We start from the raw sequence: 23,481 nt of genomic DNA on the forward strand, positions 1-23,481 counted from the left end.
CCCGGCCGGTTAATCGGTAATCAGATCCCGGCCAGCACGCGCAGGTGCGCAACGACGCTGCGCCCGAGCGCGGACAGGTTGTAGCCGCCTTCGAGGCAGCTCACGATGCGGCCCTGCGCATGCCGGCGGGCCACGTCGACGATCTGCGCGGTCAGCCATTCGAAGTCGGCTTCGACGAGGCCGAGGTTGCCGATATCGTCCTCGCGATGCGCATCGAAACCCGCCGACACGAACAGCATCTGCGGCTTGAACGCATCGAGGCGCGGCAGCCAGAACATGTCGACGGCTTCGCGGATCGCCATCCCGTTGCTACGCGCCGGCATCGGCAGGTTGACCATGTTCGGCGCCTGGTGATCGACGCCCGAGAACGGGTACAGCGGATGCTGGAAGAAGCTGCACATCAGCACGCGCTCGTCATTCGCGAATGCGGCCTCGGTGCCGTTGCCGTGATGCACGTCGAAATCGATGATCGCCACGCGCTCCAGACCGTGTACGTCGAGCGCGTGCCGCGCGGCGATCGCGACGTTGTTGAAGAAGCAGAAACCCATCGCGCGCGCGGGCTCCGCGTGGTGGCCGGGCGGGCGCACGCCGCAGAACGCATTCGCATAGCGGCCTTCGATCACCGCGTCGGTCGCCGCGATCGCGGCACCGGCCGCGCGCAGCGCCGCACGCCACGTATCGCAGTTCATCAGCGTATCGGGATCGATCTCGACGTAGCCGTCGACCGGCGTCATGCTCCGGATGTAGTCGATGTGCGCCTGCGTATGCACCCGGCCCAGCGCGACTTCGCTCGCGAACGGCGCGGTTTCGTGCACGATCAGGTCGTCGATGCGGCTCGCGATCAGTTGATCCTGGATCGCCGACAGGCGGGCCGGGCATTCCGGATGCCATTCCCCCATCTCGTGCAGCATGCAGTCGGGGTGCGTATAGAAAGCGGTTGCCATAAGCTGTCATCCGCGGCGCACGGTGCACCGCAGGTCTCCATCAATGATGTCCATCGTCTGCCGCGAATTCGCCGCTAACTTACCACAACGGGGGCCCGCCACGCCCCGGCGCGCCGGATCCGTCGGGTATACTGCGCCGAACCCAATCGCCTTGTCCGCCCGCTTCGACATGAATTCCAGCAAGCCTGCCGCCCTTCTCTCCGCGCTGTTCCGTGCTCGCGTGCCGCTCGTTGCGGCCGCTATGGTCGCGGCCCTCGGCACCGCGCCTGCCGGCGCGCAGACGCAACCCGCGAAGTCCACGGGCAAGCTCGTCGCACAGGCCCAGCCGCAGCAGCCGACGCCGCCAGGCCAGACCTTCGAAGAGGAAATTGTTCCGCAGCGTTACGCGAACAACGCGAAGGTCGATGCGTTCATCGACGAGATGGTCAGCCGCAACGGCTTCGACTCCGCGAGCCTGCATGCGCTGTTCTCGCGCATCAGCTATTCGGCGACAGCGGTCAAGCTCGTGAAGCCGGCGCCGTCGCCGACGGTCAAGAACTGGCGCGTCTATCGCTCGCGCTTCATCGAGCCGATCCGGATCAACGCGGGCGTGAAATTCTGGAAGGCGAACCAGGCAACGCTGCAACGCGCATCCGAGCAGTTCGGCGTGCCGCCCGAAGTGATCGTCGGCATCATCGGCGTCGAGACGATCTACGGCCGCTACATGGGCAATTTCCGCGTGCTCGACGCGCTGACGACGCTCACGTTCGACTATCCCGACACGCCGAATCGCGACAGCCGCCAGGCGACGTTCCGCAAGAACCTCGAGGACTTCCTGGTCTGGACGCGCGACAACCAGCTCGACCCGACCACCGTGCTCGGCTCGTATACGGGCGCGATCGGGATTCCGCAGTTCCTGCCGAGCAGCATCCGCGAGTATGCGGTCGACTTCGACGGCACGGGCCATGTCGACCTGCGCAGCAGTCCTGTCGATGCGATCGGCAGCGTCGCGAACTACCTGAAGCAGCACGGCTGGGAAACCGACCGCCCGGTGGTCTGGCAGATCACGCCCGATACGGGCAGCCTGGGAATTGCCCAGGCCGCGGCCGACGGCCAGCCCGAACCGCACTGGGCGCTGTCGCAACTGCTGCGCGCAGGCATGACGCTGAACGAGCCGACGGTCAACATCACGACCGAAGGCGGTACCCCGGTGACGGTGGTCGACCTGCCGTCGCCGGGGCGTGCGACCGAGTACATGCTCGGCCTCAAGAATTTCTATGTGCTGACGCGCTACAACCGCAGCTTCTTCTATGCGCTCACCGTGTACCAGCTTGGCGAGGCGGTGAAGGCGCAGATGGAAGCGAACGGCGCACTTCAGCCGGCCACCGTCGACACCGAGTCGCAATAAGTACCAGCCGCTCAAAGAAAAAGCGCCGCACAAGCGGCGCTTTTTTTATCGCACGCGGGTTGCGCGCACCTGCCCGCGTTCAGGCAGGGAACACGCCCGTGGACAGGTAGCGGTCGCCGCGATCGCAGATGATGAACACGATCGTCGCATTCTCGACCTGACGCGCGATGCGCATCGCGACTTCACATGCGCCGCCCGACGAAATGCCCGCGAAGATGCCTTCGACCGACGCGAGCCGGCGCGCCATCGTTTCCGCCGCGGCCTGGCTCACGTTCTCGACGCGGTCGACCCGGCTGCGATCGAAGATGGTCGGCATGTACGCTTCCGGCCACTTGCGGATGCCGGGAATGCGCGAACCGTCTTCTGGCTGCGCACCGACGATCTCGATCGCCGGATTCTGTTCCTTCAGATAGTGCGACGTGCCCATGATCGTGCCCGTCGTGCCCATGGCCGACACGAAGTGCGTGATGCGCCCTTCGGTATCGCGCCAGATTTCCGGGCCGGTCGCTTCGTAGTGCGCAATCGGATTGTCGGGGTTCGCGAACTGGTCGAGGATCACGCCCTTGCCTTCGCGCTGCATCTGGTCCGCGAGATCGCGTGCCAGCTCCATCCCGCCCTTCACCGGCGTCAGGATGATTTCGGCGCCGTAGGCAGCCATGCTCTGGCGGCGCTCGACCGACAGGTCCTCCGGCATGATCAGCACCATCTTATAGCCGCGGATCGCCGCCGCCATCGCCAGTGCGATACCCGTATTGCCGCTCGTCGCCTCGATCAGCGTATCGCCCGGCTTGATGCGCCCGCGCGCCTCGGCCTTGCTGATCATCGACAGTGCCGGACGATCCTTCACGGAACCAGCCGGATTGTTGCCTTCGAGCTTCGCGAGCAGCACGTTGTTGCGCGCGCGAATTTCATCGTCCGGCAAGCGGACCAGTTGGACGAGCGGCGTATTGCCGATCGTGTCTTCGATAGTTTTGTAAGCCATGGATATACCGTGAGTACGAGGCCGATCAATCGATCGATTGTAAACCAGCACCGCTGCTCACGCCGGCAACCCCATTGCGACGATGGAATATGCGTGCCGTGCAACCCGCCACCGCAGACACCGCGCCCACGCAAAAAACCCGCGGCATGCCGCGGGAAGCCGTCGCAATGACGGCGACTGAAGGAGCTCGTTGTCGGTCGCGCGCGTCGCGTTACTTCTGTGCCGTGCGGGCAGGCGGTGCCGCGGGCTTGCCGAGCGGCTTGCCCGGTGCCGGCGGCGTGGCACCCGTGCCGGCCGCGCCGATCGTCAGGCCTTCCTGCTGAAGCCGCTCGACGGTATGGCCGCCCATGCCTTTCACGCGCGACGCGAGATCTTCCGCATTCTTGAACGGACCGCGTGCGCCGCGTTCGTCGAGAATCGCCTTCGCCCGAGCCGGGCCGATGCCCTTGATGCCGACGAGCGCATCCTCGTTCGCGGTGTTGACGTCAACGGCCGCCCAGGCCGACGCGATCGTGCCGAGCATTGCCGCTGCGGCCAACCATTTCCTGATCATGTGCTGGATCTCCGATGAAAAACGGCCGGCGGCTGCCGACCGTGAGACCCAGTCTATCGATGCAACGCTTCCGCTTAAACCTGGCCAGATAGCCAACGCACATAGCGGTCGACGCCTTCCTGCACGGTCAGGAACGGTGCGTCGTAACCGGCCGCGCGAAGCTTCGTCGGATCGGCCTGCGTGAAGCACTGGTACTTGCCGCGCAGTGCATCGGGGAACGGCACGTATTCGATCAGCCCTTGCTCGACCTGCTGCGCGAGCGTCAGCGGCGGCTGGTTGTCGAGCGCACGCAGCGTGTTCACGACCGTCGACGCGATATCGTTGAACGGCTGCGCACGGCCCGTGCCGAGGTTGAAGATGCCCGACTTCTCAGGATGATCGAAGAAGAACAGGTTCACCTTCGTCACGTCCTCGACCGACACGAAGTCGCGCGTCTGCTCGCCCGGTGCATAGCCGTTGTACTCGCCGAACAGCTTCACCTTGCCTTCCGCACGGAACTGGTTGAAGTTGTGGAACGCGACCGACGCCATGCGCCCCTTGTGCGTCTCGCGCGGGCCGTACACGTTGAAATAGCGGAAGCCGGCGATCTGGCTCTTCGCGGTCGGCAGCACGCGACGGATCACCTGGTCGAACAGGAACTTCGAATAGCCGTAGATGTTCAGCGGCGCCTCGACCTCGCGCTCCTCGACGAAGCGCGTCGATCCGCCGTAGGTCGCGGCCGACGAGGCGTACAGGAACTGCGTGCCCTGCGCGAGGCAGGCGTCGAGCACCGCGCGGCTGTAGCGGAAGTTGTTGTCCATCATGTAGCGGCCGTCGGTTTCCATCGTGTCCGAACAGGCGCCTTCGTGGAAAATCGCGCGTACCTTGCCGAAATCACCACGTGCGAAACGTTCGACGAATTCCGTCTTGTCCAGATAGTCGTCGATCTCGCAATCGACGAGATTCCGGAACTTGTCCGCACGCGTCAGGTTGTCGACTGCGATGATGCGCGTTTCGCCGCGCTCGTTGAGCGCCTTGACGATGTTCGCGCCGATAAAACCGGCTGCGCCGGTGACGATGAGGGTCATGATCGTCCTGCCTGAAAAGTGCGAGCCATGCGTGCGGCGCGCTCGTCGCGCCACCGCATGCGCTCAGTGAAACAGTTCGTCGTAGTCCACCGTGGCCGTGCCGAGCTTGCCGACCACGATGCCTGCCGCGCGATTCGCGAGCACGACGGCGTCGACGAGCGGCACGCCCGCGCCGAGCATCGTCGCGACCGTTGCAATCACGGTATCGCCCGCGCCCGACACGTCGAACACCTCGCGTGCGAGCGCCGGTGCGTGCAGTTCGCCGGTGGCGGAAAACAGCGTCATCCCTTCTTCCGAACGCGTGAGCAGCAGCGCGTCGATGCCGAGTTCCGCGCGCAGCTTCGCGACGCGCGCGCGCAGATCGTCTTCCGACTTCCACTGCCCGACCACTTCGCGCAGTTCAGCGCGATTCGGCGTGATCAGCGACGCGCCGCGATAGCGTGCCCAGTCGTCGCCCTTCGGGTCGACGAGGACGGACTTGCCGGCCGCCCGCGCCTTCTCGATCATCGTCGTGACGTGCGTCAGGCCGCCTTTCGCGTAATCCGACATCAGCACGACGTCGTGCTGCGGCAGCAGCGCATCGAAGCGCGCGAGCCCCGCGAGCAGCACCTCGTGCGTCGGCATGGCCTCGAAGTCGACGCGCAGCAGTTGCTGCTGGCGCGCGAGCACGCGCAGCTTGATCGTGGTCGGCAGCGCCGGGTCGCGCTCGAGATGCGGCGTCACGCCGCTGCTGCCGAGCAGTTCGACGATCCGCTCGCCGGGTTCGTCGCACCCGACGACGCACAGCAACCCGGCCTGGCCGCCGAGCGTCACGGCGTTGCGCGCGACGTTGGCCGCACCGCCGAGGCGCTCTTCCTGACGCTGCACGTGCACGACCGGCACCGGCGCTTCAGGCGAAATGCGATCGACGTTGCCGAACCAGTAACGGTCGAGCATCACGTCGCCGACGACAAGCACGCGCGAGCGCGCGAGCTGCTCGCGCGGCACCGGAACGACTTCGCGAAGAGTATTCATCGTGTGGTCAGCCACGGGTGGACGACTGGGGATCGACATACGGCCGGCCGATCGCGTAGTAGTCGATGCCCAGTTCGGCCATCGCATCCGGCTCATAGAGATTGCGACCGTCGAAGATCACCGGCGCCTTCAGTTCGGCCTTCAGGCGCGTGAAGTCGGGACTCCGGAATTCCTTCCATTCGGTCACGATCACGAGCGCGTCCGCCCCCGTCACGGCGATGTCCTGCGTCTCGACGAGATGCAGCCGCGCCAGCGCATCCGGATCGGCGCCGAAATCGAGCGCAAACACGCGCCGCGCCTCGTCGACCGCGACCGGATCGTACGCACGCACGGTCGCGCCGCGTTCGAGCAGCGCGGCGATCAGGCGACGGCTCGGCGCCTCGCGCATGTCGTCGGTGTTCGGCTTGAACGCCAGGCCCCAGACCGCGAACTCGCGGCCGCTCAGGTCGGCGCCGAAGCGCTGCTCGATCTTGCCGATCAGCACGTCCTTCTGCGCATAGTTGGCCGCCTCGACGGCCTCGAGGATACGCAGCGGCTGGCCGTTCTCACCGGCCGTGCGAATCAGCGCCTGGACGTCCTTCGGAAAGCACGAGCCGCCGTAGCCGACGCCGGCGTACAGGAAGTGATAGCCGATGCGCGGATCGGAGCCGATCCCGCGGCGCACGGCCTCGATGTCGGCGCCGACCTTGTCGGCCAGATTCGACATCTCGTTCATGAACGAGATGCGCGTGGCGAGCATCGCGTTCGCCGCATATTTCGCGAATTCGGCCGAACGCACGTCCATGTAGATCGTGCGCTCGTGGTTGCGATTGAACGGCGCGTAAAGCTTCTTCATCTTCTCGCGCGCGATCGTGCCCGTCTCGTCGTCGTCGACGCCGATGATGATCCGGTCCGGACGCATGAAGTCTTCGACCGCGGCGCCTTCCTTCAGGAATTCCGGGTTCGACACGACCGAGAAGCGATGCGCGACGCTGCCTGCCAGACCGCGGGCGGCGAGCGCCTCGTCGACCACGCCGCGCACGCGCTGTGCGGTGCCGACCGGCACCGTCGACTTGTCGACGATCACCTTGAAGCCCGTCATGTGGCGGCCGATGTTGCGTGCGGCTTCGAGCACGTACTGGAGGTCGGCCGAGCCGTCCTCGTCGGGCGGCGTGCCGACGGCGATGAACTGGATCTCGCCGTGCGCGACGCTCGCCTCGATATCGGTCGAGAAGCGCAGGCGCCCCGCCGCGCGGTTGCGCGCGATGATGTCCAGCAGCCCCGGTTCGTGAATCGGCATCCCGCCGTTGTTCAGGATGTCGATCTTGCGCTGATCGACGTCGAGACAGAAGACGTCGTGACCGATCTCCGCGAGGCACGCGCCCGTGACGAGACCGACATAGCCGGTGCCGATGATGGTGATTTTCATAGATGTTCCGGTACTTCCCGGTAATTGACTAACTTGGCCGCCGGGACGAGCCCGGCGACAACCGCAGCGCGTTGGCTCTGCGTGCCGGGATCAGCCCGGCATCGCAGGTTCGACGCGGCGCGGCGCATAGGTTTCCCAGCCGCTGCATCCGGGGCACTGCCAATAGAAGAGCCGTGCCCGGAAACCGCAATTCTGGCACGTATACCGTGGCAGATTCTTCGTGCGCTGCTTGATCAGCGCACGCATCATTTCAAGTTCCTTACGACGCGGTTCGTCGGCCGCGGCGATTTGCGCATCGAGCAGATGCAGCATCCCCGACAGGTTCGGTGACTTCTCCATCTGCGTGCGCGCGAGCGTGTGCGCCGCCTCCTGGCCGCGCAACCCCGCGATGTGCTGGTACGCGATGTCGAGCAGGTCGTTCGACGGATAGCGGTCGATATACCCCATCAGCAGCTCGGCGCCTTCGGCATGCTTGCCGAGCGCGACATACGCCTTCATCAGCTTGTCGGCGACGAGCGGCAGATACGCGGGATTCTGCGCCTCGACGCGCTTCCAGTGCTCGATCGCGGCCGCGTGGTTGCCCTCGGCTTCCGCCGCGTCACCGGACAGCACCGTCGCGCGCACGTTCTGCGGGTTCACGGCCAGCGCCAGGCGCAGCTGCTCGGCGGCCGCTGCCGCGTTCTTGCGCTGCAGCGCGTCCTGCGCGAGTTCGCAGTGGAACTGGGCGATTTCGACGCCAAGCGGCTTGTCGCTCATCGACTCGATGCGCTTTGCCGTATCGATCGACTTGTTCCAGTCCTTCTCGATCTCGTAGATCGTCAGCAGCGCCCGCTGCGCGCCGAGCGCGTAATCGCCGTCGGCGAGCTTGTGAAACGCCTCTTCGGCACGATCGAGCAGCCCGGCCTTCAGGAAATCCTGGCCGAGCTCGTACAGCGCGTGGTCGCGCTCGTTGACCGGCAGGTCCGTGCGGCTCAGCAGGTTCTGGTGCACGCGGATCGCACGATCGGTCTCGCCGCGGCGGCGAAACAGGTTGCCGAGCGCGAAGTGCAGCTCGACCGTCTCGGGATCGAGCTTGGCGACCTCGATGAACGCATCGATCGCCTTGTCGGGTTGTTCGTTCAACAGAAAATTCAGGCCGCGAAAATACGATCGCGGCAGGTTGGCACTCTCCGACAGGAGATTCTTCAGGTCATAGCGTGACGCCGCCCAACCCAGCGCGAACGCGACCGGAATCGCGAGCAACCACCAAAAATCCAGATCCATGCGAAATATCGAAGCAGAGACGAAAACCGCGCGATGATCGCGCGGCGTCCGTGTTAAATGACGGGCGGCATCGGCGGCTGGTCGATGACGGCCGGCGTTTCGCGCGCCGCACGCAGATCGCGCTTCAGGCGCCCGTTCTCGAGACGCAGGCGGAAGATCGAAGGCAGCGCGGACAGCAAGCCGGCCAGCAGCCCCACGGCGAAGAACGCCAGGCCGATCAGGATCAGCGGCGCTTGCCATGAATAGCCGGCAACGAAATTCAGCGTCGCGGTTTGCGTATTGGCCAGCGCAAGCACCAGCAGCAGTACGAACACCAATACCCGGATCAGCCAGACGATAAACTTCATGAAGCCCTCTCTTTGTTGAGGTTTGCCGCGGCGCGCGACTCCCCTTCGTCGCGCCGAATCGACCCGTATTGTAAAGGATGCGTTTCCGCGGCTGCGCAGATCCTGCGCGCCGCCGTTGCGCGGCGATCGCCGGAAATGAAAAAAGCGCCCGCAAGGGGCGCTTTTCTTTTCAGCCTTCGCCGGATGGGTTCCGGGCAAACCGGATGACGCTCAACGCTCGTCGTCCGGATCATCAGCCTTCAGCGGCTCACCGGCGCGGCCGTCGACGCGTTCGCGCAATTCCTTGCCAGGCTTGAAGTGCGGCACGAACTTCTCGGGCACCTGCACTTTCTCCCCTGACTTCGGGTTGCGTCCGACGCGCGCCGGGCGACGGTTGAGGCCAAAGCTGCCGAAACCCCGAATTTCAATGCGATGCCCTTTCGCCAGGGCGTCAGACATCGCATCGAGCATCGTTTTCACCGCGAAATCCGCATCCTTGAGGACAAGTTGCGGAAATCGCGATGCCAGCTGCGCGACCAACTCGGATTTGGTCATACTTCAGCAGACCTCGTGAGGCTTACTGGTTCTGGCCGTCGAGCTTCGCCTTCAGCAGCGCGCCGAGGTTGGTCGTACCGGTCGCAGCAGCGCTGGAGTCCGACTGCAGGCCGCGGATCGCTTCCTGTTGTTCAGCCGAATCCTTCGCCTTGATCGACAGGTTGATGCCGCGCGACTTGCGATCGATGTTGATCACCATCGCGTTGACCTTGTCGCCTTCCTTCAGCACGTTGCGTGCGTCTTCGACGCGATCCTGCGAGATTTCCGACGCGCGCAGGTAGCCTTCGATGTCACCCGTCAGCGTAACGACCGCACCCTTCGCATCGACCGTCTTCACGACGCCGTCGACGATCGAGCCCTTGTCGTTCATTGCAACGTAGTTGCTGAACGGGTCGCCTTCGAGCTGCTTGATGCCCAGCGAAATACGTTCCTTCTCGACGTCGATACCGAGCACGATTGCTTCGACTTCGTCGCCCTTCTTGTACTTGCGAACAGCTTCTTCGCCAGCTTCGCTCCACGACAGGTCCGACAGGTGGACCAGGCCGTCGATGCCGCCCGGCAGACCGATGAACACGCCGAAGTCGGTGATCGACTTGATTGCGCCCGTGATCTTGTCGCCCTTCTTGAAGTTGCGGCTGAAGTCATCCCACGGATTCGGCTTGCACTGCTTCATGCCGAGGCTGATACGACGACGGTCTTCGTCGATCTCGAGGACCATGACTTCGACTTCGTCGCCCAGCTGGACAACCTTCGACGGAGCAACGTTCTTGTTGGTCCAGTCCATTTCCGACACGTGGACGAGGCCTTCGATGCCCGATTCCACTTCGACGAATGCGCCGTAGTCGGTGATGTTCGTGACCTTGCCGAACAGGCGCGTGCCCGACGGGTAACGGCGCGAGATGCCTTCCCACGGATCGTCGCCCAGTTGCTTGATGCCCAGCGAGACGCGGTTCTTCTCTTGGTCGAACTTGAGGATCTTCGCGGTGACTTCCTGGCCAACCGACAGGACTTCGCTCGGGTGACGCACACGACGCCATGCGATGTCGGTGATGTGCAGCAGGCCGTCGATGCCGCCGAGGTCGACGAACGCGCCGTAGTCGGTGATGTTCTTGACCACGCCGTTGACGATCGCGCCTTCCTTCAGCGTCTCGAGCAGCTTCGCGCGCTCTTCGCCCTGGGTTGCTTCGATCACTGCACGACGCGACAGCACGACGTTGTTACGCTTGCGATCGAGCTTGATCACGCGGAACTCGAGCGTCTTGCCTTCGTACGGGGTCGTGTCCTTGACCGGACGCGTGTCGACCAGCGAACCCGGCAGGAACGCGCGGATGCCGTTGACCATCACGGTCATGCCGCCCTTCACCTTGCCGGTGATCGTGCCGGTGACGAGTTCGTTGTTGTCGAGCGCCTTTTCCAGCGACAGCCACGATGCAAGGCGCTTCGCCTTGTCGCGCGACAGGATCGTGTCGCCGTAGCCGTTTTCGAGTGCGTCGATCGCGACGGACACGAAATCGCCCGACTGCACCTCAACCTCGCCCTGATCGTTCAGGAATTCCTCGATCGGAATGTAAGCCTCGGACTTCAGGCCTGCATTGACGACCACGAAGTTGTGGTCGACGCGCACGACTTCGGCGGAAATCACTTCGCCGGCGCGCATGTCTTGGCGGGTCAGCGACTCTTCGAACAGAGCCGCGAAAGATTCAGTATTCGGGGTAGAGGTTTGCAGGTCGGACATAAAAATCTGATTGTGCATGGATCGCTGTGCCACGCCGGCCGGAATGGCAGGCTGAAAGGGCCAGATCGAGGTCCACACGGGGTTAAGGGTTCGAAACACGCTCCGCACTTACGCGCTGAGCACCTACCGCTGCCCGCCTTCTCAGGCCGGCTGGCCAAGCGCCCGGTACCACTGCAGCACCTGGTCGACCGCTTCATCGACCGACAGCGCCGACGTATCGAGCAGCTTGGCATCTGCTGCGGGCTTGAGCGGCGCGGCCGCGCGATTGCTGTCGCGCGCATCACGTTCACGAAGATCCCGGAGCAAGTCATCAATATTAGCAGAAAAACCTTTTTGCATCAATTGCTTATGCCGTCTGGTCGCGCGCGCCTCGGCGCTGGCCGTCAGGAACACCTTCAGCACGGCGTCCGGGAAGATCACGGTACCCATGTCGCGCCCGTCCGCAACGAGGCCCGGCGTCTTGCGGAACGCGCGCTGGCGCGCGACGAGCGCGGTGCGCACCGGCCCGTGCACGGCGATCGCCGACGCGCGGTTGCCGACCGCTTCGGCGCGGATGTCGTTCGACACATCGACGCCGTCGAGCTGCGCGCAGCCTTCGCGGAACGTGATGTGGAGATCGTCGATCAGCTTCACCAGCGCGTCGATGTCCTCGGCCTCGATGCCGTAGCGCACGCTCGCGAGCGCGGCGAGCCGGTACAGCGCGCCGCTGTCGAGCAGGTGGAAGCCAAGATGCGCGGCGACGAGCGCGGCGACGGTGCCCTTGCCGGAAGCAGTCGGGCCGTCGATCGTGATGACGGGAGTCGGGTGAAAGGGTCGGGTCGATTTCATCAGAACAGTGGGGTCAGGCTTTGGCGAGCGCGGCGAAGCGGTCGAAATAGTCGGGGAACGTCTTGCCGACGCACTTCGGATCGTTGATCCGCACGGGCACGCCGCCCAGGCTGACGAGCGAGAAGCACATCGCCATCCGGTGATCGTCGTAGGTGTCGATCGCCGCGTTCGGCGTGAGCTTTTCCGGCGGCGTGACGACGAGGTAGTCCGGGCCTTCCTCGACGATCGCGCCGACCTTGCGCAGTTCGGTCGCCATCGCGGCGATGCGGTCGGTTTCCTTCACGCGCCAGCTTGCGATGTTGCGCAGCGTGCTCGCGCCGTTCGCGAACAGCGCCGCGACCGCGATGGTCATCGCCGCATCGGGGATCAGGTTGAAGTCCATGTCGATCGGCTCGAGCTTGCCGTGGTCGTGGCCGATGCCGCGCACGTCGATCCAGTCGTCGCCCATCGTCACGTTCGCGCCCATCTGCATCAGCGCGTTCGCGAAGCCGACATCGCCCTGGATGCTCGCCCGCCCCACGCCTTCGACGCGCAGCGGGCCGCCGCCGAGCGCGCCGGCCGCGAGGAAGTACGACGCGGACGACGCATCGCCCTCGACCATGATCCGCCCCGGCGAGCGGTAGCGGACGCCGGCCGGCACGACGAAGCGCTGCCAGCCGTCGCGCTCGACGGTCACGCCGAAGCGCGCCATCAGCCGGATCGTGATGTCGATGTACGGCTTCGAGATCAGTTCGCCATCGACCTCGACGACGATCTTGCCGTCCTTCGCCTTCACGAGCGGCAGCGTCATCAGCAGCGCCGTGAGGAACTGGCTCGACACGTCGCCGCGCACGCGGATCGGCGCGTCGACGGAAATGCTTGCCGGCTTGATCCGCAGCGGCGGGTAGCCTTCGTTCAGCTCGTAGCCGATCTGCGCGCCGATTTGCCTCAGACCGTCGACGAGATCGCCGATCGGCCGCTCGTGCATGCGCGGCACGCCGTGCACGCGATAGTCGCCGCCGTTCACCGCGAGCGCGGCGGTCAGCGGCCGCACGGCCGTGCCCGCGTTGCCGAGGAACAGGTCGGCCGTCTTCGCGGTGAATGCGCCGCGCGTGCCCATCACGACGCAGGTGTCGCCATCGCGCGCGAGCTTCACGCCGAGCTTGCCGAGTGCGTCGAGCATCACGCGCGTGTCGTCGGAGTCGAGCAGGTTGGTGATCGTGGTTTCGCCTTCGGCAAGCGCCGCGAGCAGCAGCACGCGGTTCGAAATGCTTTTCGAGCCGGGCAGGCGCACGGTGCCCGATGCGCTGGAGTACGGGCCGAGATCGAGATAGTCCATGGGAATCGTCCTGTTATTTCTTGACCGGTTCGGCAGCGGGCGCACCGCCGCGCTCCTGCCATGCCTTGCGCGCAGCGCGCGAGCGCGTGAACACCGCTTCGAGCGCCGCGCCGTCGCCGGCGTCGATCGCCGCGCGCAGCCGCGTGAGCACCCGCATGTAACCATCGAGCTCATCGAGCAGCGCCGCGCGGTTCGCGACGCACACGTCGCGCCACATCTCCGGGCTCGACGCCGCGATGCGCGTGAAATCGCGGAAGCCGCCCGCCGCGTACGAAAATTTCAGTTCCGCGTCGGCCTCGCCGAGGATCTGCTCGACGAGCGCGAACGACAGCACGTGCGGCAGATGGCTGATCGACGCAAATACGCGATCGTGCTGCTCCGTGCTCATCGTGCGCACGTCGGCGCCGGTCGCACGCCACATCGCGTCGATTCGCGCGACCGATTCGGGGGCGTTCTCCGGCAGCGGGCACAGCACGACGTTGCGGCCGACGTACAGATCCGGCAACGCGGCCTCGACGCCGCTCGACTCGCGGCCGGCGATCGGGTGACCCGGCACGAACTGCGCGATCCGCGCGCCGAGCGCTTCGCGCGCGGCCGCGACGACATCGGACTTGGTGCTGCCCGCATCGGTGACGATCGTCGCCGCGTCAAGCCACGGCGCGATGCGCGCGAGCAACGGGCCCGTCTGCGCGACAGGTGCCGCCAGCAGCACCAGATCGGCGCCAGTCAGCGCGTCGCGCAATTGCGCGTCGTCGTCGAGCGCCGCCGCGCGGTCGATCACCCCGAGTGCGAGCGCACGCTCTACCGAAGCACGCGAACGGCCCACGCCGACAACTTCGCCCGCGCCGCCCGGCGCGCGCTCGCGCAGCGCGCGGGCCAGCGATCCGCCGATCAGGCCGACGCCGAAGATGACCAGTTTGTTGAATGCAAAGCCTGACACGACAAGAGCCAAGTTACGCGCGCAGGACGACGCCCCGCACGCGGAATTCCAGATTCCGGGCCACGGGCCCGCATCCGGCGCAACCTGCGCCGGATGCCGCCCGAACCCGCCTTCGGCAGCACCGATCGGCCTGCCCTGCCCGCGTGGCCCCAACGCCTGCGCGAACAGGCGACGGGCCGCCACGCATCAGCGTGCGCGTGGATACGAACCGAGTATCTTCAGGAACGCGGCCTTCTGGCCGAGTTCCGCGAGCGCGGCCGCAACCGACGCATCGTCCCGGTGCCCTTCGATGTCGATGTAGAAGTAGTACTCCCACGTGCCGACGCGCGCCGGACGCGACTCGAAGCGCGTCATCGACACGCCGTGCCGCGCGAGCGGCTCGAGCAGCTTGAACACGGCGCCCGGTTCGTTCTTCACCGACACGATCAGCGATGTCTGGTCGTGACCGCTCTGCCCGGCCGGCTGCTTGCCGACGATCACGAAGCGCGTGCGGTTGTGCGGATCGTCCTGGATCAGCGAGAACGCGATCTGCAAGCCGTAATGTGCGGCCGCGCGGTCGCCCGCGATCGCCGCGACGGTCGGATCGGCCGCCGCGAGGCGCGCCGCCTCCGCGTTGCTCGCCACCGCCTGCCGCTCGAGCTGCGGCGCATTCGCCGCAAGCCACTGCTGGCATTGCGCAAGCGCCTGCGCGTGCGCGCAGACGCGCTTCACGCCGTCGAGCGTGCCGCTCTGCGTCAGCAGGTTGTGATGGATCGGCAGCGCGAGTTCGCCGCTGATCAGCAGTTGCGTCTGCAGCAGCAGGTCGAGCGTGCGCGACACGGCGCCTTCGGTCGAATTCTCGACCGGCGCGATACCGAACGCGGACGCGCCGGCCTCGACCGAGCGGAACACCTCGTCGATCGACGGGCACGGCAGCCCTTCGATCGACTGGCCGAAATACTCGAGCATCGCCTGCTCGCTATACGTGCCGACCGGCCCGAGGAACGCGACGTGGATCGTCTGCTCGAGCGCGCGACTCGCGGCCATGATCTCGCGCCAGATGGCGCTGATGTGCTCGCTCGCGAGCGGCCCCGCGCTCATGTCCTGCAGCCGGGCGATCACTTGCAGCTCGCGCTCCGGCCGGAACACCGGCGCGTTGAAATGCTTCTTGACCTCGCCCACCTCCAGCGCCACCGCGGCACGCTGGTTCAGGAGCGCGATCAGCTGCGCGTCGATCGCATCGATGCGATCGCGCAGCGGTTTCAGGCGGGAATTCAGTTCGTCGTCCATGCGTTTTGCCGTGCTGTTTGAACAGCGCCGCCGTCAGGCGCCGCGCTGCTCGAAATCCTTCATGTACTCGACGAGCGCTTTCACGCCCTCGAGCGGCACCGCGTTGTAGATCGACGCCCGCATGCCGCCGACGGACTTGTGGCCCTTCAGCTGCAGCAGCCCGCGCGCCTTTGCGCCGGCAAGGAAGTCTTCGTTGCGCGTTTCGTCGGCCAGGAAAAACGGCACGTTCATCCGCGAACGTGCTGCCGGGTCGACCTTGTTCAGATAGAAACTGCTCGCGTCGATCGTGTCGTAGAGCAGCTTCGCCTTTTCGATATTGCGGGCCTCGATCGCTTCGAGGCCACCCTGCCGCTTCAGCCACTGGAACACCAGGCCAGCGATGTAGATCGCGTAGGTGGGCGGCGTGTTGTACAGCGAGTTGTTCGCGGCGATGGTCTTCCATTCGAACGCGGACGGGCAGATCGACAGCGCGCGGTCGAGCAGATCCTCGCGTACGATCACGAGCGTCACGCCGGCCATCCCGATGTTCTTCTGCGCGCCGCCGAACAGCACGCCGTACTTCGCGACGTCCATCGGACGCGACAGGATGTGCGACGAGACATCCGCGACCAGCGGCACGTCGCCGAGATCGGGAATCTCGAACGTCTCGACGCCGTCGATCGTCTCGTTGGTACACAGATGCACGTAGGCCGGATCGCCCGACAGCTGCCATTCGGCGCGCGCGGGCGCACGCGTAAAGCCGTCTTCCGTCTTGCCGGTGGCGGCGAGATGCGGCGTGCCGTATTTCTTCGCTTCGCTGAACGACTTCTGCGACCACGAGCCCGTGACGACGAAGTCGGCCGTCTTGCGCGACCCGAGCAGGTTCATCGGCACGATCGCGTTTTCCGCGATACCGCCGCCCTGCAGGAACAGGATCCGGTGACTGGCCGGCACGCCGAGCAGGTCGCGCAGGTCGGTCAGCGCGGCCTCGTGGATCGACATGAATTCCTTGCCGCGATGGCTCATTTCCATCACGCTCATGCCGCTGCCATGCCAGTCGAGCATTTCGTCGGCCGCTTGCCGCAGCACTTCCTCGGGCATCGCCGCAGGGCCGGCGGAGAAATTAAAGACGCGCATCGTGAAAACCTCGGAGGGACGCGACCGGCTCGCCGCCGGCAGAACGCGCCAGAAAAGAAATGGCCGCTTGCGCTCGCGCGCAAACGGCCATTATCGCACTGTCGTCAGGCTCCCGCCAAACCCGGCCGAACGGCCGGGGGCGTGCCCGGACGGCTTTACTTGCCCGGCTTGACTGCTGCGACTTCCTTGTCAGCCTGCGTGCGCGTTGCCTGGATAGCTTGCGGCATGTACTTCTGCATCAGGCCGTTGACCACGTCGCGACCGACCTGATCCTGAACCTGGATGAACTTGCGGCCCGTCGGGCTCTTGTAGAACGTCGTCAGATCCTTGATCTCCGACGTGCTGTAGTACTTCGCGTAGGCGTCGTACTGAGCCGACATCGCGTCGTTCTGGAACTGTTGCGTACCGAACACCTTGCCTGCGCCGTCAACCAGCTTCGGCACCGCGTTCTTCTGCAGCGTCGGAACGGCAGCCTGCTTCTGCTTGTCGTTCAGCGTCTTGTTTTCCGACAGCGCGTCCGACAGGATCGCCGGGACGAGTTGCTTGGCCTGCATTTCGGCGCTGTTGCCGATTGCCGACACGAGCTTCGGCGCGTCGATCGCGTCGAGCAGATCCTTGATCGCTGCCTTCTTGTCGGCGTCGATCGGCGCAGCTGCTGCCGGAGCTGCCGGTGCGGAATTCGACAGCGCTTGCGCCATCGCGAACGTCGGCACCAGTGCAGCCAGCAGAACCAGTTGCTTGAATTGCTTTTGCATCATCACTCCCTTTTGGAAATATGAATGGTTGCTCGCCGGCCGCGGCGCTTCGCGCCTGCGGCGGCTAGAGTCTCATCCGTTCTTCAGGCTTCGCCGTCCGACGCCTCGTCGGCTTCGCCCTCTCCCTCTTCGGCCTCCGCGATCTGCTGCAGGCCAGAGAGCTTGGTACCCTCATCGAGACTGATGAGTGTAACACCTTGCGTGGCACGCCCCATCTCGCGAATCTCCGAGACACGGGTGCGAATCAACACGCCGGCCGTCGTGATCAGCATGATCTGATCCTCGGCGTCGACGAGCGTTGCAGCCACGACCTTGCCGTTACGCTCGGACGTCTGGATCGCGATCATACCCTTTGTGCCGCGGCCGTGACGCGTGTACTCGGTGATCGGCGTGCGCTTGCCGTAACCGTTCTCGGTCGCGGTGAGCACCGTCTGCTCCTCGCTGCCGGCAACCAGCATCGCGATGACCTGCTGCCCGTCTTCCAGCTGCATGCCGCGCACGCCGCGCGCCTCGCGCCCCATCGGGCGCACGTCGTTCTCGTCGAAGCGCACGGCCTTGCCGGAGTCGGAGAACAGCATCACGTCGTGCGCGCCGTCGGTGATCGACGCACCGATCAGGAAGTCGCCTTCGTCGAGGCCGACCGCGATGATGCCCTTCTTCATCGGACGGCTGAATGCCTCGAGCGGCGTCTTCTTCACGGTGCCGAGCGACGTTGCCATGAAGATGAACTTGTCGGCCGAGAACTCCTTGACCGGCAGCACGACGTTGATCTTCTCGCCTTCCTGCAGCGGGAACATGTTGACGATCGGGCGGCCGCGCGAGTTGCGCGAGCCCTGCGGCACTTCATAGACCTTGACCCAGTACACGCGGCCGCGGTTCGAGAAGCACAGGATGTAATCGTGCGTGTTCGCGATGAACAGCGTCTCGATCCAGTCGTCTTCCTTCATCTGCGTCGCCTGCTTGCCGCGACCGCCGCGCTTCTGCGCACGGTACTCGGACAGCGGCTGCGACTTCACATAGCCCGCATGCGACATCGTGACGACCATGTCCTGCGGCGTGATCAGGTCTTCGGTGTTCAGCTCGGTCGCGTTCAGCTCGATCTTCGAACGGCGCGCGTCGCCGAACTCGGCCTTCACCGAGGTCAGCTCCTCGCCGATCATCGTCGTGATCCGCTCGGGGCGCGCGAGGATGTCCAGCAGGTCGGCGATCTGGGCCATCACTTCGCGGTACTCGCCGATGATCTTGTCCTGCTCGAGGCCGGTCAGGCGCTGCAGACGCATCTGCAGGATTTCCTGGGCCTGCGTGTCGGACAGGCGATACAGCCCGTCGGCCTGCATGCCGAACGCCGGGTTCAGGCCTTCCGGGCGGTACGCGGAGCGGCCGCCGGCCGCCGCGTTCTCGCTCTCGGCACGCGTGAGCATTTCGCGCACGAGCGACGAATCCCACGGCTTCGCCATCAACTCCGCCTTCGCGATCGGCGGCGTCGGCGCGGCCTTGATGATCGCGATGAACTCGTCGATGTTCGCGAGCGCGACCGCGAGACCTTCGAGCACGTGGCCGCGTTCGCGGGCCTTGCGCAGTTCGTAGATCGTGCGGCGCGTCAGCACTTCGCGTCGATGCGACAGGAAGCACTGCAGGATTTCCTTCAGGTTCAGCAGCTTCGGCTGGCCGTCGACGAGCGCGACCATGTTCATGCCGAACGTATCCTGGAGCTGCGTCGCCTTGTACAGGTTGTTCAGCACCACTTCCGGCACTTCACCACGCTTGAGCTCGATCACGACGCGCATGCCGCTCTTGTCGGACTCGTCGCGGATGTCGGAGATGCCTTCGAGCTTCTTCTCGTTGACGAGCTCGGCGATCCGCTCGAGCAGCGAGCGCTTGTTCACCTGGTACGGCAGTTCGTCGACGATGATCGCCATCCGCTGGCCGCGGTCGATCTCCTCGAAGTGCGTGGCCGCGCGCATCACGACGCGGCCGCGCCCGGTGCGATAGCCGTCGCGCACGCCGGCGACGCCGTAGATGATGCCGGCCGTCGGGAAATCCGGCGCCGGGATGATCTCGATCAGCTCGTCGATCGTCGCTTCCGGGTTGCCCAGCAGGTGCTGGCACGCGTCGACGACTTCGTTCAGGTTGTGCGGGGGGATGTTGGTCGCCATGCCGACCGCAATACCCGACGAGCCGTTGATCAGCAGGTTCGGGATGCGCGACGGCAGGACCGACGGCTGCATTTCGTTGCCGTCGTAGTTCGGCTCGAAATCGACCGTTTCCTTGTCGATGTCGGCGAGCAGTTCGTGACCGATCTTCGCCATGCGAATTTCGGTGTAACGCATCGCCGCGGCATTGTCGCCGTCGATCGAGCCGAAGTTGCCCTGCCCGTCGATCAGCATGTAGCGCAGCGAGAAGTCCTGCGCCATCCGCACGATCGTGTCGTAGACCGCGGTGTCGCCGTGAGGGTGGTACTTACCGATCACGTCACCGACGATACGCGCCGACTTCTTGTACGCGCGGTTCCAGTCGTTGTTCAGTTCGTGCATCGCGAACAACACGCGCCGGTGCACGGGTTTCAGGCCATCGCGGACATCCGGGAGGGCACGTCCGACGATCACGCTCATCGCGTAATCGAGATACGAACGGCGCATTTCCTCTTCTAGGGAGGTGGGCAGGGTCTCTTTGGCGAATTGATCCATGTATCCGTATCGTTTCGGAGCGAAGACGGCGAACGCCTTTCGCGTGGGCGCTGCATGCGCAACGCAACGCGAGATTCTAACATGCGCCCATCAGCCGCCAATTCGCCCCCTCTATATATGAATAGCAAAAATCGCGGCGTCGACGAATCGGCCGCCATTGCACACCGCAATCGCACCCGGCTCGTCATCACAGATGAATGCCGCGTCACGTGTTCCTCGCGCACGAGTAAACAACTGCCTCCATCGGCGCAATTTCGCCGCCACACTCTTGACAATTCCTAAAAGTTACGGCAGGTCAGTGTTGCGCATGCACCACAAAGTTGAAGCGATCTTGGGGTGGGGAGGATTTTTTTTCGTAGGAAGGGAACGATATGGCAAAATGCCAACGCACTGAAAGTTAGACGCTGCTCGAAGTCTACACAGAGGCGGCGCCGCGTTTTTTGTGCCGCACCAATGTTATACTTCGAGCAATGTATGACTTGTCACCGTCAACAGGCTCGCAGTAAACCTGCGGTAATCTCAATTTCGAGAGGAGAAATATGAATAAACTTTCAAAGCTCGCGTTCATTGCAGCTACCGCAGTTATGGCTGCATCCGCTTCGGCACAGTCGGTGCCGGCGTCGCGCCAAGCCGTCAATGACAACTGGGTCAACGGCACGGGCGAATGGGTGTGGATGAACGGTACGAACGAGCTCTGCTGGCGCGATGCGTTCTGGACGCCGGCCACCGCCAACGCGAAGTGCGATGGCGCACTGGTCGCCCAGGCACCGGCACCGGCTCCGGTCGCTCCGGTCGCTCCGGCCATCACGAGCCAGAAGATCACGTATCAAGCTGACGCACTGTTCGACTTCGACAAGGCAACGCTCAAGCCGCTGGGCAAGCAAAAGCTGGACGAACTGTCGTCGAAGATCCAGGGCATGAACACGGAAGTGGTCGTCGCAACGGGCTACACGGACCGCATCGGTTCGGACAAGTACAACGACCGTCTGTCGCTGCGCCGTGCGCAAGCCGTGAAGTCGTACCTGGTCAGCAAGGGTGTGCCGGCCAACAAGATCTACACGGAAGGCAAGGGCAAGCGCAACCCGGTTACGACTGGCTGCAACCAGAAGAACCGCAAGCAACTCATCGCCTGCCTCGCACCGGACCGCCGCGTGGAAGTCGAAGTGGTTGGTACGCAAGAAGTCCAGAAGACGACCGTTCCGGCAAACTAAGCCGCGGTTTTCGACTGCTTCAAAGCCCCGCTCCGGCGGGGCTTTTTCTTTGACGCTCGCCCAGGCGCTCTCCGCTTCGCCGCTCGTCCGCTTCTTATATACTCGGGGCTGACGAATCGCAGCACCGCCCTCCTTCCGTAGCCCGTTTGCCGACATGACCAACGCCGATCCGCACGAACTCCAGAAATTCAGCGACCTCGCCCATCGGTGGTGGGATCCGAATGCCGAATTCAAGCCGCTGCACGACCTGAACCCGGTCCGGCTCGGCTGGATCGATGCGCATGCGCACCTCGCCGGCAAGCGCGCACTCGACATCGGCTGCGGCGGCGGCATCCTGTCCGAATCGATGGCCGGACTGGGCGCGCAGGTGAAAGGCATCGATCTGTCGACCGAAGCACTCGGCGTCGCCGACCTGCACAGTCTCGAAAGCGGTATCTCGGTCGATTACGAGGCCATCGCGGCCGAAGCAATTGCCGCGCGCGAACCGGGCACCTACGATGTCGTCACGTGCATGGAAATGCTCGAGCACGTGCCGTCGCCCGGCGATATCGTCGCCGCCTGCGCGACGCTCGTGAAGCCGGGTGGCTGGGTGTTCTTCTCGACGCTGAACCGCAACCTGAAGGCATACCTGTTCGCCGTGATCGGCGCGGAGTACATCGCACAAATGCTGCCGAAGGGCACGCACGACTACGCGCGCTTCATCCGTCCGTCGGAACTGGCCAGCTTCGTGCGGGCAACCGATCTGCACATCGTGGAGATCAAGGGCATCACGTATCACCCGATCGGCAAGCGCTTCGCGCTGTCGAACGACGCCGACATCAACTACCTCGTCGCGTGCCGTCGCGGCGCGTGACCTTCCAACCGGCATGACGACTCCCCTCTCGACCGCGCGGGCGGCACTCGACGAACCGCGCCTGCTGCACTGCGATGCCGTGCTGTTCGACCTGGACGGCACGCTCGCCGACACGGCCCCCGATCTCGCGGCCGCCGTCAACAAGATGCAACGCGTGCGCGACCTGCCCGAGACACCGCTCGACGTGCTGCGGCCGCTAGCCTCGGCCGGCGCGCGCGGCCTGCTCGGCGGCGCGTTCGGCATCGATCCGCACACGCCCGGTTATGAAGCGATGCGCGACGAGTTCCTGGCCAACTACGCGACGGATCTATGCGTGCATACGACGCTGTTCCCCGGCATCGACGACGTGCTCGACGAACTCGACGCGCGCGGCGTGCGCTGGGGCATCGTCACGAACAAGGCCATGCGGCTCACGGCGCCGCTCGTCGACCTGCTCGGCCTCGCGCGGCGCGCCGCCTGCGTCGTCGGGGGCGACACAACGCCGCACCCGAAGCCCCACCCGGCCCCGCTGCTGCATGCGGCCGACCAGCTGACACTCGCGCCTGCGCGCATCGTCTACGTCGGCGACGACCTGCGCGACATTCAAGCCGGGAGTGCCGCCGGCATGGCGACGGTCGCGGCGGCGTACGGCTATTGCGGGGATGGCACCGCACCGGCCGACTGGCAAGCGCAGCATCTCGTCGACACGACGCTGCAACTGCGCGAACTGCTGCGCGATGTTGGGCTATAATGATCGATCTTATCCGCGGGGGCGACCTGGTTTCGACAGGGGTTGTGAAGCGGCTAGGGCATGTCGAGGACCCGTCACCTCGTTAATCAATGGGAAAATCGTAACTGCAAACGACGATACGTTCGCACTGGCAGCCTAACGGCCGCCGTCCTCTGCCTAGTTCACTGACGGGCTAGTGTCGCAAGACCGGTAGCAATACCGCCAGAGGTCATTTACGTCAGTTAAGCCCTGTCGGCGTCGCGACGCCAGGGTCGAAAACCTAGCGAATCGCCGTAGTGCAGCGTGTTCGTCCGCGTCGCTGCGGTTAAATCAAATGACAGAACTAAACATGTAGAACTAGTCGTGGAGCGCTTCTGGACGCGGGTTCGATTCCCGCCGCCTCCACCATATTCCGCGCTCGCCGCACGAACCCCGCATGACGCAAGTCTGCGGGGTTTTTTGTTGCCGGCGAAACGCACGCACCCGCTCCTTCCGAAAAAGCGCCCAGCCACGGGTGGGCCGGGCGGAATGCCACCGGACTTCCGGCGACAGGAGGTGACG

General features: G+C 64.8%; 21 protein-coding genes and 1 other RNA gene. 5 read left to right on the plus strand and 17 right to left on the minus strand.

All coding sequences use genetic code 11. The features are described from left to right. Nucleotides 1–20: 20 nt before the first annotated feature. Entirely contained in the window at nucleotides 21–944 is a 924-nt protein-coding gene (locus tag CFB34_RS19130) for a histone deacetylase family protein (RefSeq protein ID WP_089439503.1), read from the minus strand. 43 nt (nucleotides 945–987) lie between these two features. Between CFB34_RS19130 and mltB the strand changes: the two genes are divergently transcribed. Further along, on the plus strand, nucleotides 988–2,331 hold the full coding sequence (mltB, locus tag CFB34_RS19135; RefSeq protein ID WP_089439502.1) for a lytic murein transglycosylase B: 1,344 nt from the start codon (nucleotides 988–990) through the stop codon (nucleotides 2,329–2,331). A gap of 79 nt (nucleotides 2,332–2,410) precedes the next feature. On the opposite strand, the gene cysM is transcribed toward mltB, so the two are convergent. The 16 genes from cysM to gyrA form a co-directional block, all read right to left on the minus strand. Continuing rightward, nucleotides 2,411–3,313 carry a cysteine synthase CysM gene (cysM, locus tag CFB34_RS19140; protein ID WP_089439501.1) on the minus strand — a complete coding sequence of 301 codons (903 nt, stop codon included), beginning with the start codon at nucleotides 3,311–3,313 and terminating at the stop codon, nucleotides 2,411–2,413. Nucleotides 3,314–3,524: 211 nt separating this feature from the next. Further along, on the minus strand, nucleotides 3,525–3,866 hold the full coding sequence (locus CFB34_RS19145) for a helix-hairpin-helix domain-containing protein (RefSeq protein WP_089439500.1): 342 nt from the start codon (nucleotides 3,864–3,866) through the stop codon (nucleotides 3,525–3,527). A gap of 74 nt (nucleotides 3,867–3,940) precedes the next feature. Continuing rightward, nucleotides 3,941–4,933, minus strand: coding sequence for an ADP-glyceromanno-heptose 6-epimerase (rfaD, locus tag CFB34_RS19150; protein WP_089439499.1), 993 nt, complete (start codon nucleotides 4,931–4,933; stop codon nucleotides 3,941–3,943). Nucleotides 4,934–4,996: 63 nt separating this feature from the next. Further along, on the minus strand, nucleotides 4,997–5,947 hold the full coding sequence (gene rfaE1, locus CFB34_RS19155; protein WP_011351339.1) for a D-glycero-beta-D-manno-heptose-7-phosphate kinase: 951 nt from the start codon (nucleotides 5,945–5,947) through the stop codon (nucleotides 4,997–4,999). A 7-nt stretch (nucleotides 5,948–5,954) separates the two neighbouring features. Beyond that, complete coding sequence (locus tag CFB34_RS19160) at nucleotides 5,955–7,355, minus strand: UDP-glucose/GDP-mannose dehydrogenase family protein (protein WP_089439498.1); 1,401 nt, start codon at nucleotides 7,353–7,355, stop codon at nucleotides 5,955–5,957. Between the two features lie 90 nt (nucleotides 7,356–7,445). Then, complete coding sequence (gene lapB / locus CFB34_RS19165; protein ID WP_089439497.1) at nucleotides 7,446–8,618, minus strand: lipopolysaccharide assembly protein LapB; 1,173 nt, start codon at nucleotides 8,616–8,618, stop codon at nucleotides 7,446–7,448. A gap of 53 nt (nucleotides 8,619–8,671) precedes the next feature. After that, nucleotides 8,672–8,965, minus strand: a complete 294-nt coding sequence (locus CFB34_RS19170; protein ID WP_021157458.1) for a LapA family protein — start codon at nucleotides 8,963–8,965, stop codon at nucleotides 8,672–8,674. A gap of 210 nt (nucleotides 8,966–9,175) precedes the next feature. Continuing rightward, nucleotides 9,176–9,499, minus strand: a complete 324-nt coding sequence (locus CFB34_RS19175; protein WP_006486894.1) for an integration host factor subunit beta — start codon at nucleotides 9,497–9,499, stop codon at nucleotides 9,176–9,178. Nucleotides 9,500–9,521: 22 nt separating this feature from the next. Next, nucleotides 9,522–11,252, minus strand: a complete 1,731-nt coding sequence (gene rpsA / locus CFB34_RS19180; RefSeq protein WP_011694214.1) for a 30S ribosomal protein S1 — start codon at nucleotides 11,250–11,252, stop codon at nucleotides 9,522–9,524. A gap of 123 nt (nucleotides 11,253–11,375) precedes the next feature. Continuing rightward, on the minus strand, nucleotides 11,376–12,062 hold the full coding sequence (gene cmk, locus CFB34_RS19185) for a (d)CMP kinase (RefSeq protein WP_039343267.1): 687 nt from the start codon (nucleotides 12,060–12,062) through the stop codon (nucleotides 11,376–11,378). A 13-nt stretch (nucleotides 12,063–12,075) separates the two neighbouring features. Next, on the minus strand, nucleotides 12,076–13,380 hold the full coding sequence (aroA, locus tag CFB34_RS19190; RefSeq protein ID WP_089439496.1) for a 3-phosphoshikimate 1-carboxyvinyltransferase: 1,305 nt from the start codon (nucleotides 13,378–13,380) through the stop codon (nucleotides 12,076–12,078). A gap of 13 nt (nucleotides 13,381–13,393) precedes the next feature. Next, on the minus strand, nucleotides 13,394–14,320 hold the full coding sequence (locus tag CFB34_RS19195; RefSeq protein ID WP_089439495.1) for a prephenate dehydrogenase/arogenate dehydrogenase family protein: 927 nt from the start codon (nucleotides 14,318–14,320) through the stop codon (nucleotides 13,394–13,396). A 186-nt stretch (nucleotides 14,321–14,506) separates the two neighbouring features. Beyond that, nucleotides 14,507–15,589, minus strand: a complete 1,083-nt coding sequence (gene pheA, locus CFB34_RS19200; RefSeq protein ID WP_011351331.1) for a prephenate dehydratase — start codon at nucleotides 15,587–15,589, stop codon at nucleotides 14,507–14,509. Between the two features lie 33 nt (nucleotides 15,590–15,622). Then, nucleotides 15,623–16,705, minus strand: coding sequence for a 3-phosphoserine/phosphohydroxythreonine transaminase (gene serC / locus CFB34_RS19205; protein WP_089439494.1), 1,083 nt, complete (start codon nucleotides 16,703–16,705; stop codon nucleotides 15,623–15,625). Nucleotides 16,706–16,860: 155 nt separating this feature from the next. Further along, complete coding sequence (locus CFB34_RS19210) at nucleotides 16,861–17,460, minus strand: DUF2059 domain-containing protein (RefSeq protein ID WP_011351329.1); 600 nt, start codon at nucleotides 17,458–17,460, stop codon at nucleotides 16,861–16,863. A gap of 83 nt (nucleotides 17,461–17,543) precedes the next feature. Then, nucleotides 17,544–20,147 carry a DNA gyrase subunit A gene (gene gyrA / locus CFB34_RS19215; RefSeq protein ID WP_089439493.1) on the minus strand — a complete coding sequence of 868 codons (2,604 nt, stop codon included), beginning with the start codon at nucleotides 20,145–20,147 and terminating at the stop codon, nucleotides 17,544–17,546. 539 nt (nucleotides 20,148–20,686) lie between these two features. Between gyrA and ompA the strand changes: the two genes are divergently transcribed. The 4 genes from ompA to ssrA all read left to right on the plus strand — a co-directional run bounded on the left by ompA (nucleotide 20,687) and on the right by ssrA (nucleotide 23,328). Beyond that, nucleotides 20,687–21,358 (plus strand): outer membrane protein OmpA, encoded by a 672-nt coding sequence (gene ompA / locus CFB34_RS19220; RefSeq protein ID WP_039343284.1) that lies wholly within the window; start codon nucleotides 20,687–20,689, stop codon nucleotides 21,356–21,358. 154 nt (nucleotides 21,359–21,512) lie between these two features. Then, complete coding sequence (gene ubiG / locus CFB34_RS19225) at nucleotides 21,513–22,211, plus strand: bifunctional 2-polyprenyl-6-hydroxyphenol methylase/3-demethylubiquinol 3-O-methyltransferase UbiG (protein ID WP_089424797.1); 699 nt, start codon at nucleotides 21,513–21,515, stop codon at nucleotides 22,209–22,211. A gap of 13 nt (nucleotides 22,212–22,224) precedes the next feature. Then, nucleotides 22,225–22,941 (plus strand): phosphoglycolate phosphatase, encoded by a 717-nt coding sequence (gene gph, locus CFB34_RS19230; RefSeq protein ID WP_089439492.1) that lies wholly within the window; start codon nucleotides 22,225–22,227, stop codon nucleotides 22,939–22,941. A gap of 17 nt (nucleotides 22,942–22,958) precedes the next feature. After that, nucleotides 22,959–23,328: a transfer-messenger RNA gene (gene ssrA, locus CFB34_RS19235) on the plus strand. Nucleotides 23,329–23,481 lie beyond the last annotated feature (153 nt).

The organism is Burkholderia sp. HI4860, from assembly GCF_002223045.2.
Lineage (GTDB): Bacteria > Pseudomonadota > Gammaproteobacteria > Burkholderiales > Burkholderiaceae > Burkholderia.

Coding starts and splice junctions, on each gene's coding strand:
- cysM (WP_089439501.1), bottom strand. CDS start 3,313: ATGGCTTACAAAACTATCGAAGACACGATCGGCAATACGCCGCTCGTC.
- gyrA (WP_089439493.1), bottom strand. CDS start 20,147: ATGGATCAATTCGCCAAAGAGACCCTGCCCACCTCCCTAGAAGAGGAA.
- CFB34_RS19145 (WP_089439500.1), bottom strand. CDS start 3,866: ATGATCAGGAAATGGTTGGCCGCAGCGGCAATGCTCGGCACGATCGCG.
- CFB34_RS19175 (WP_006486894.1), bottom strand. CDS start 9,499: ATGACCAAATCCGAGTTGGTCGCGCAGCTGGCATCGCGATTTCCGCAA.
- aroA (WP_089439496.1), bottom strand. CDS start 13,380: ATGGACTATCTCGATCTCGGCCCGTACTCCAGCGCATCGGGCACCGTG.
- rfaD (WP_089439499.1), bottom strand. CDS start 4,933: ATGACCCTCATCGTCACCGGCGCAGCCGGTTTTATCGGCGCGAACATC.
- rpsA (WP_011694214.1), bottom strand. CDS start 11,252: ATGCACAATCAGATTTTTATGTCCGACCTGCAAACCTCTACCCCGAAT.
- gph (WP_089439492.1), top strand. CDS start 22,225: ATGACGACTCCCCTCTCGACCGCGCGGGCGGCACTCGACGAACCGCGC.
- mltB (WP_089439502.1), top strand. CDS start 988: ATGATGTCCATCGTCTGCCGCGAATTCGCCGCTAACTTACCACAACGG.
- serC (WP_089439494.1), bottom strand. CDS start 16,705: ATGCGCGTCTTTAATTTCTCCGCCGGCCCTGCGGCGATGCCCGAGGAA.
- pheA (WP_011351331.1), bottom strand. CDS start 15,589: ATGGACGACGAACTGAATTCCCGCCTGAAACCGCTGCGCGATCGCATC.
- lapB (WP_089439497.1), bottom strand. CDS start 8,618: ATGGATCTGGATTTTTGGTGGTTGCTCGCGATTCCGGTCGCGTTCGCG.
- CFB34_RS19160 (WP_089439498.1), bottom strand. CDS start 7,355: ATGAAAATCACCATCATCGGCACCGGCTATGTCGGTCTCGTCACGGGC.
- rfaE1 (WP_011351339.1), bottom strand. CDS start 5,947: ATGAATACTCTTCGCGAAGTCGTTCCGGTGCCGCGCGAGCAGCTCGCG.
- CFB34_RS19130 (WP_089439503.1), bottom strand. CDS start 944: ATGGCAACCGCTTTCTATACGCACCCCGACTGCATGCTGCACGAGATG.
- CFB34_RS19170 (WP_021157458.1), bottom strand. CDS start 8,965: ATGAAGTTTATCGTCTGGCTGATCCGGGTATTGGTGTTCGTACTGCTG.
- ompA (WP_039343284.1), top strand. CDS start 20,687: ATGAATAAACTTTCAAAGCTCGCGTTCATTGCAGCTACCGCAGTTATG.
- ubiG (WP_089424797.1), top strand. CDS start 21,513: ATGACCAACGCCGATCCGCACGAACTCCAGAAATTCAGCGACCTCGCC.
- CFB34_RS19210 (WP_011351329.1), bottom strand. CDS start 17,460: ATGCAAAAGCAATTCAAGCAACTGGTTCTGCTGGCTGCACTGGTGCCG.
- cmk (WP_039343267.1), bottom strand. CDS start 12,062: ATGAAATCGACCCGACCCTTTCACCCGACTCCCGTCATCACGATCGAC.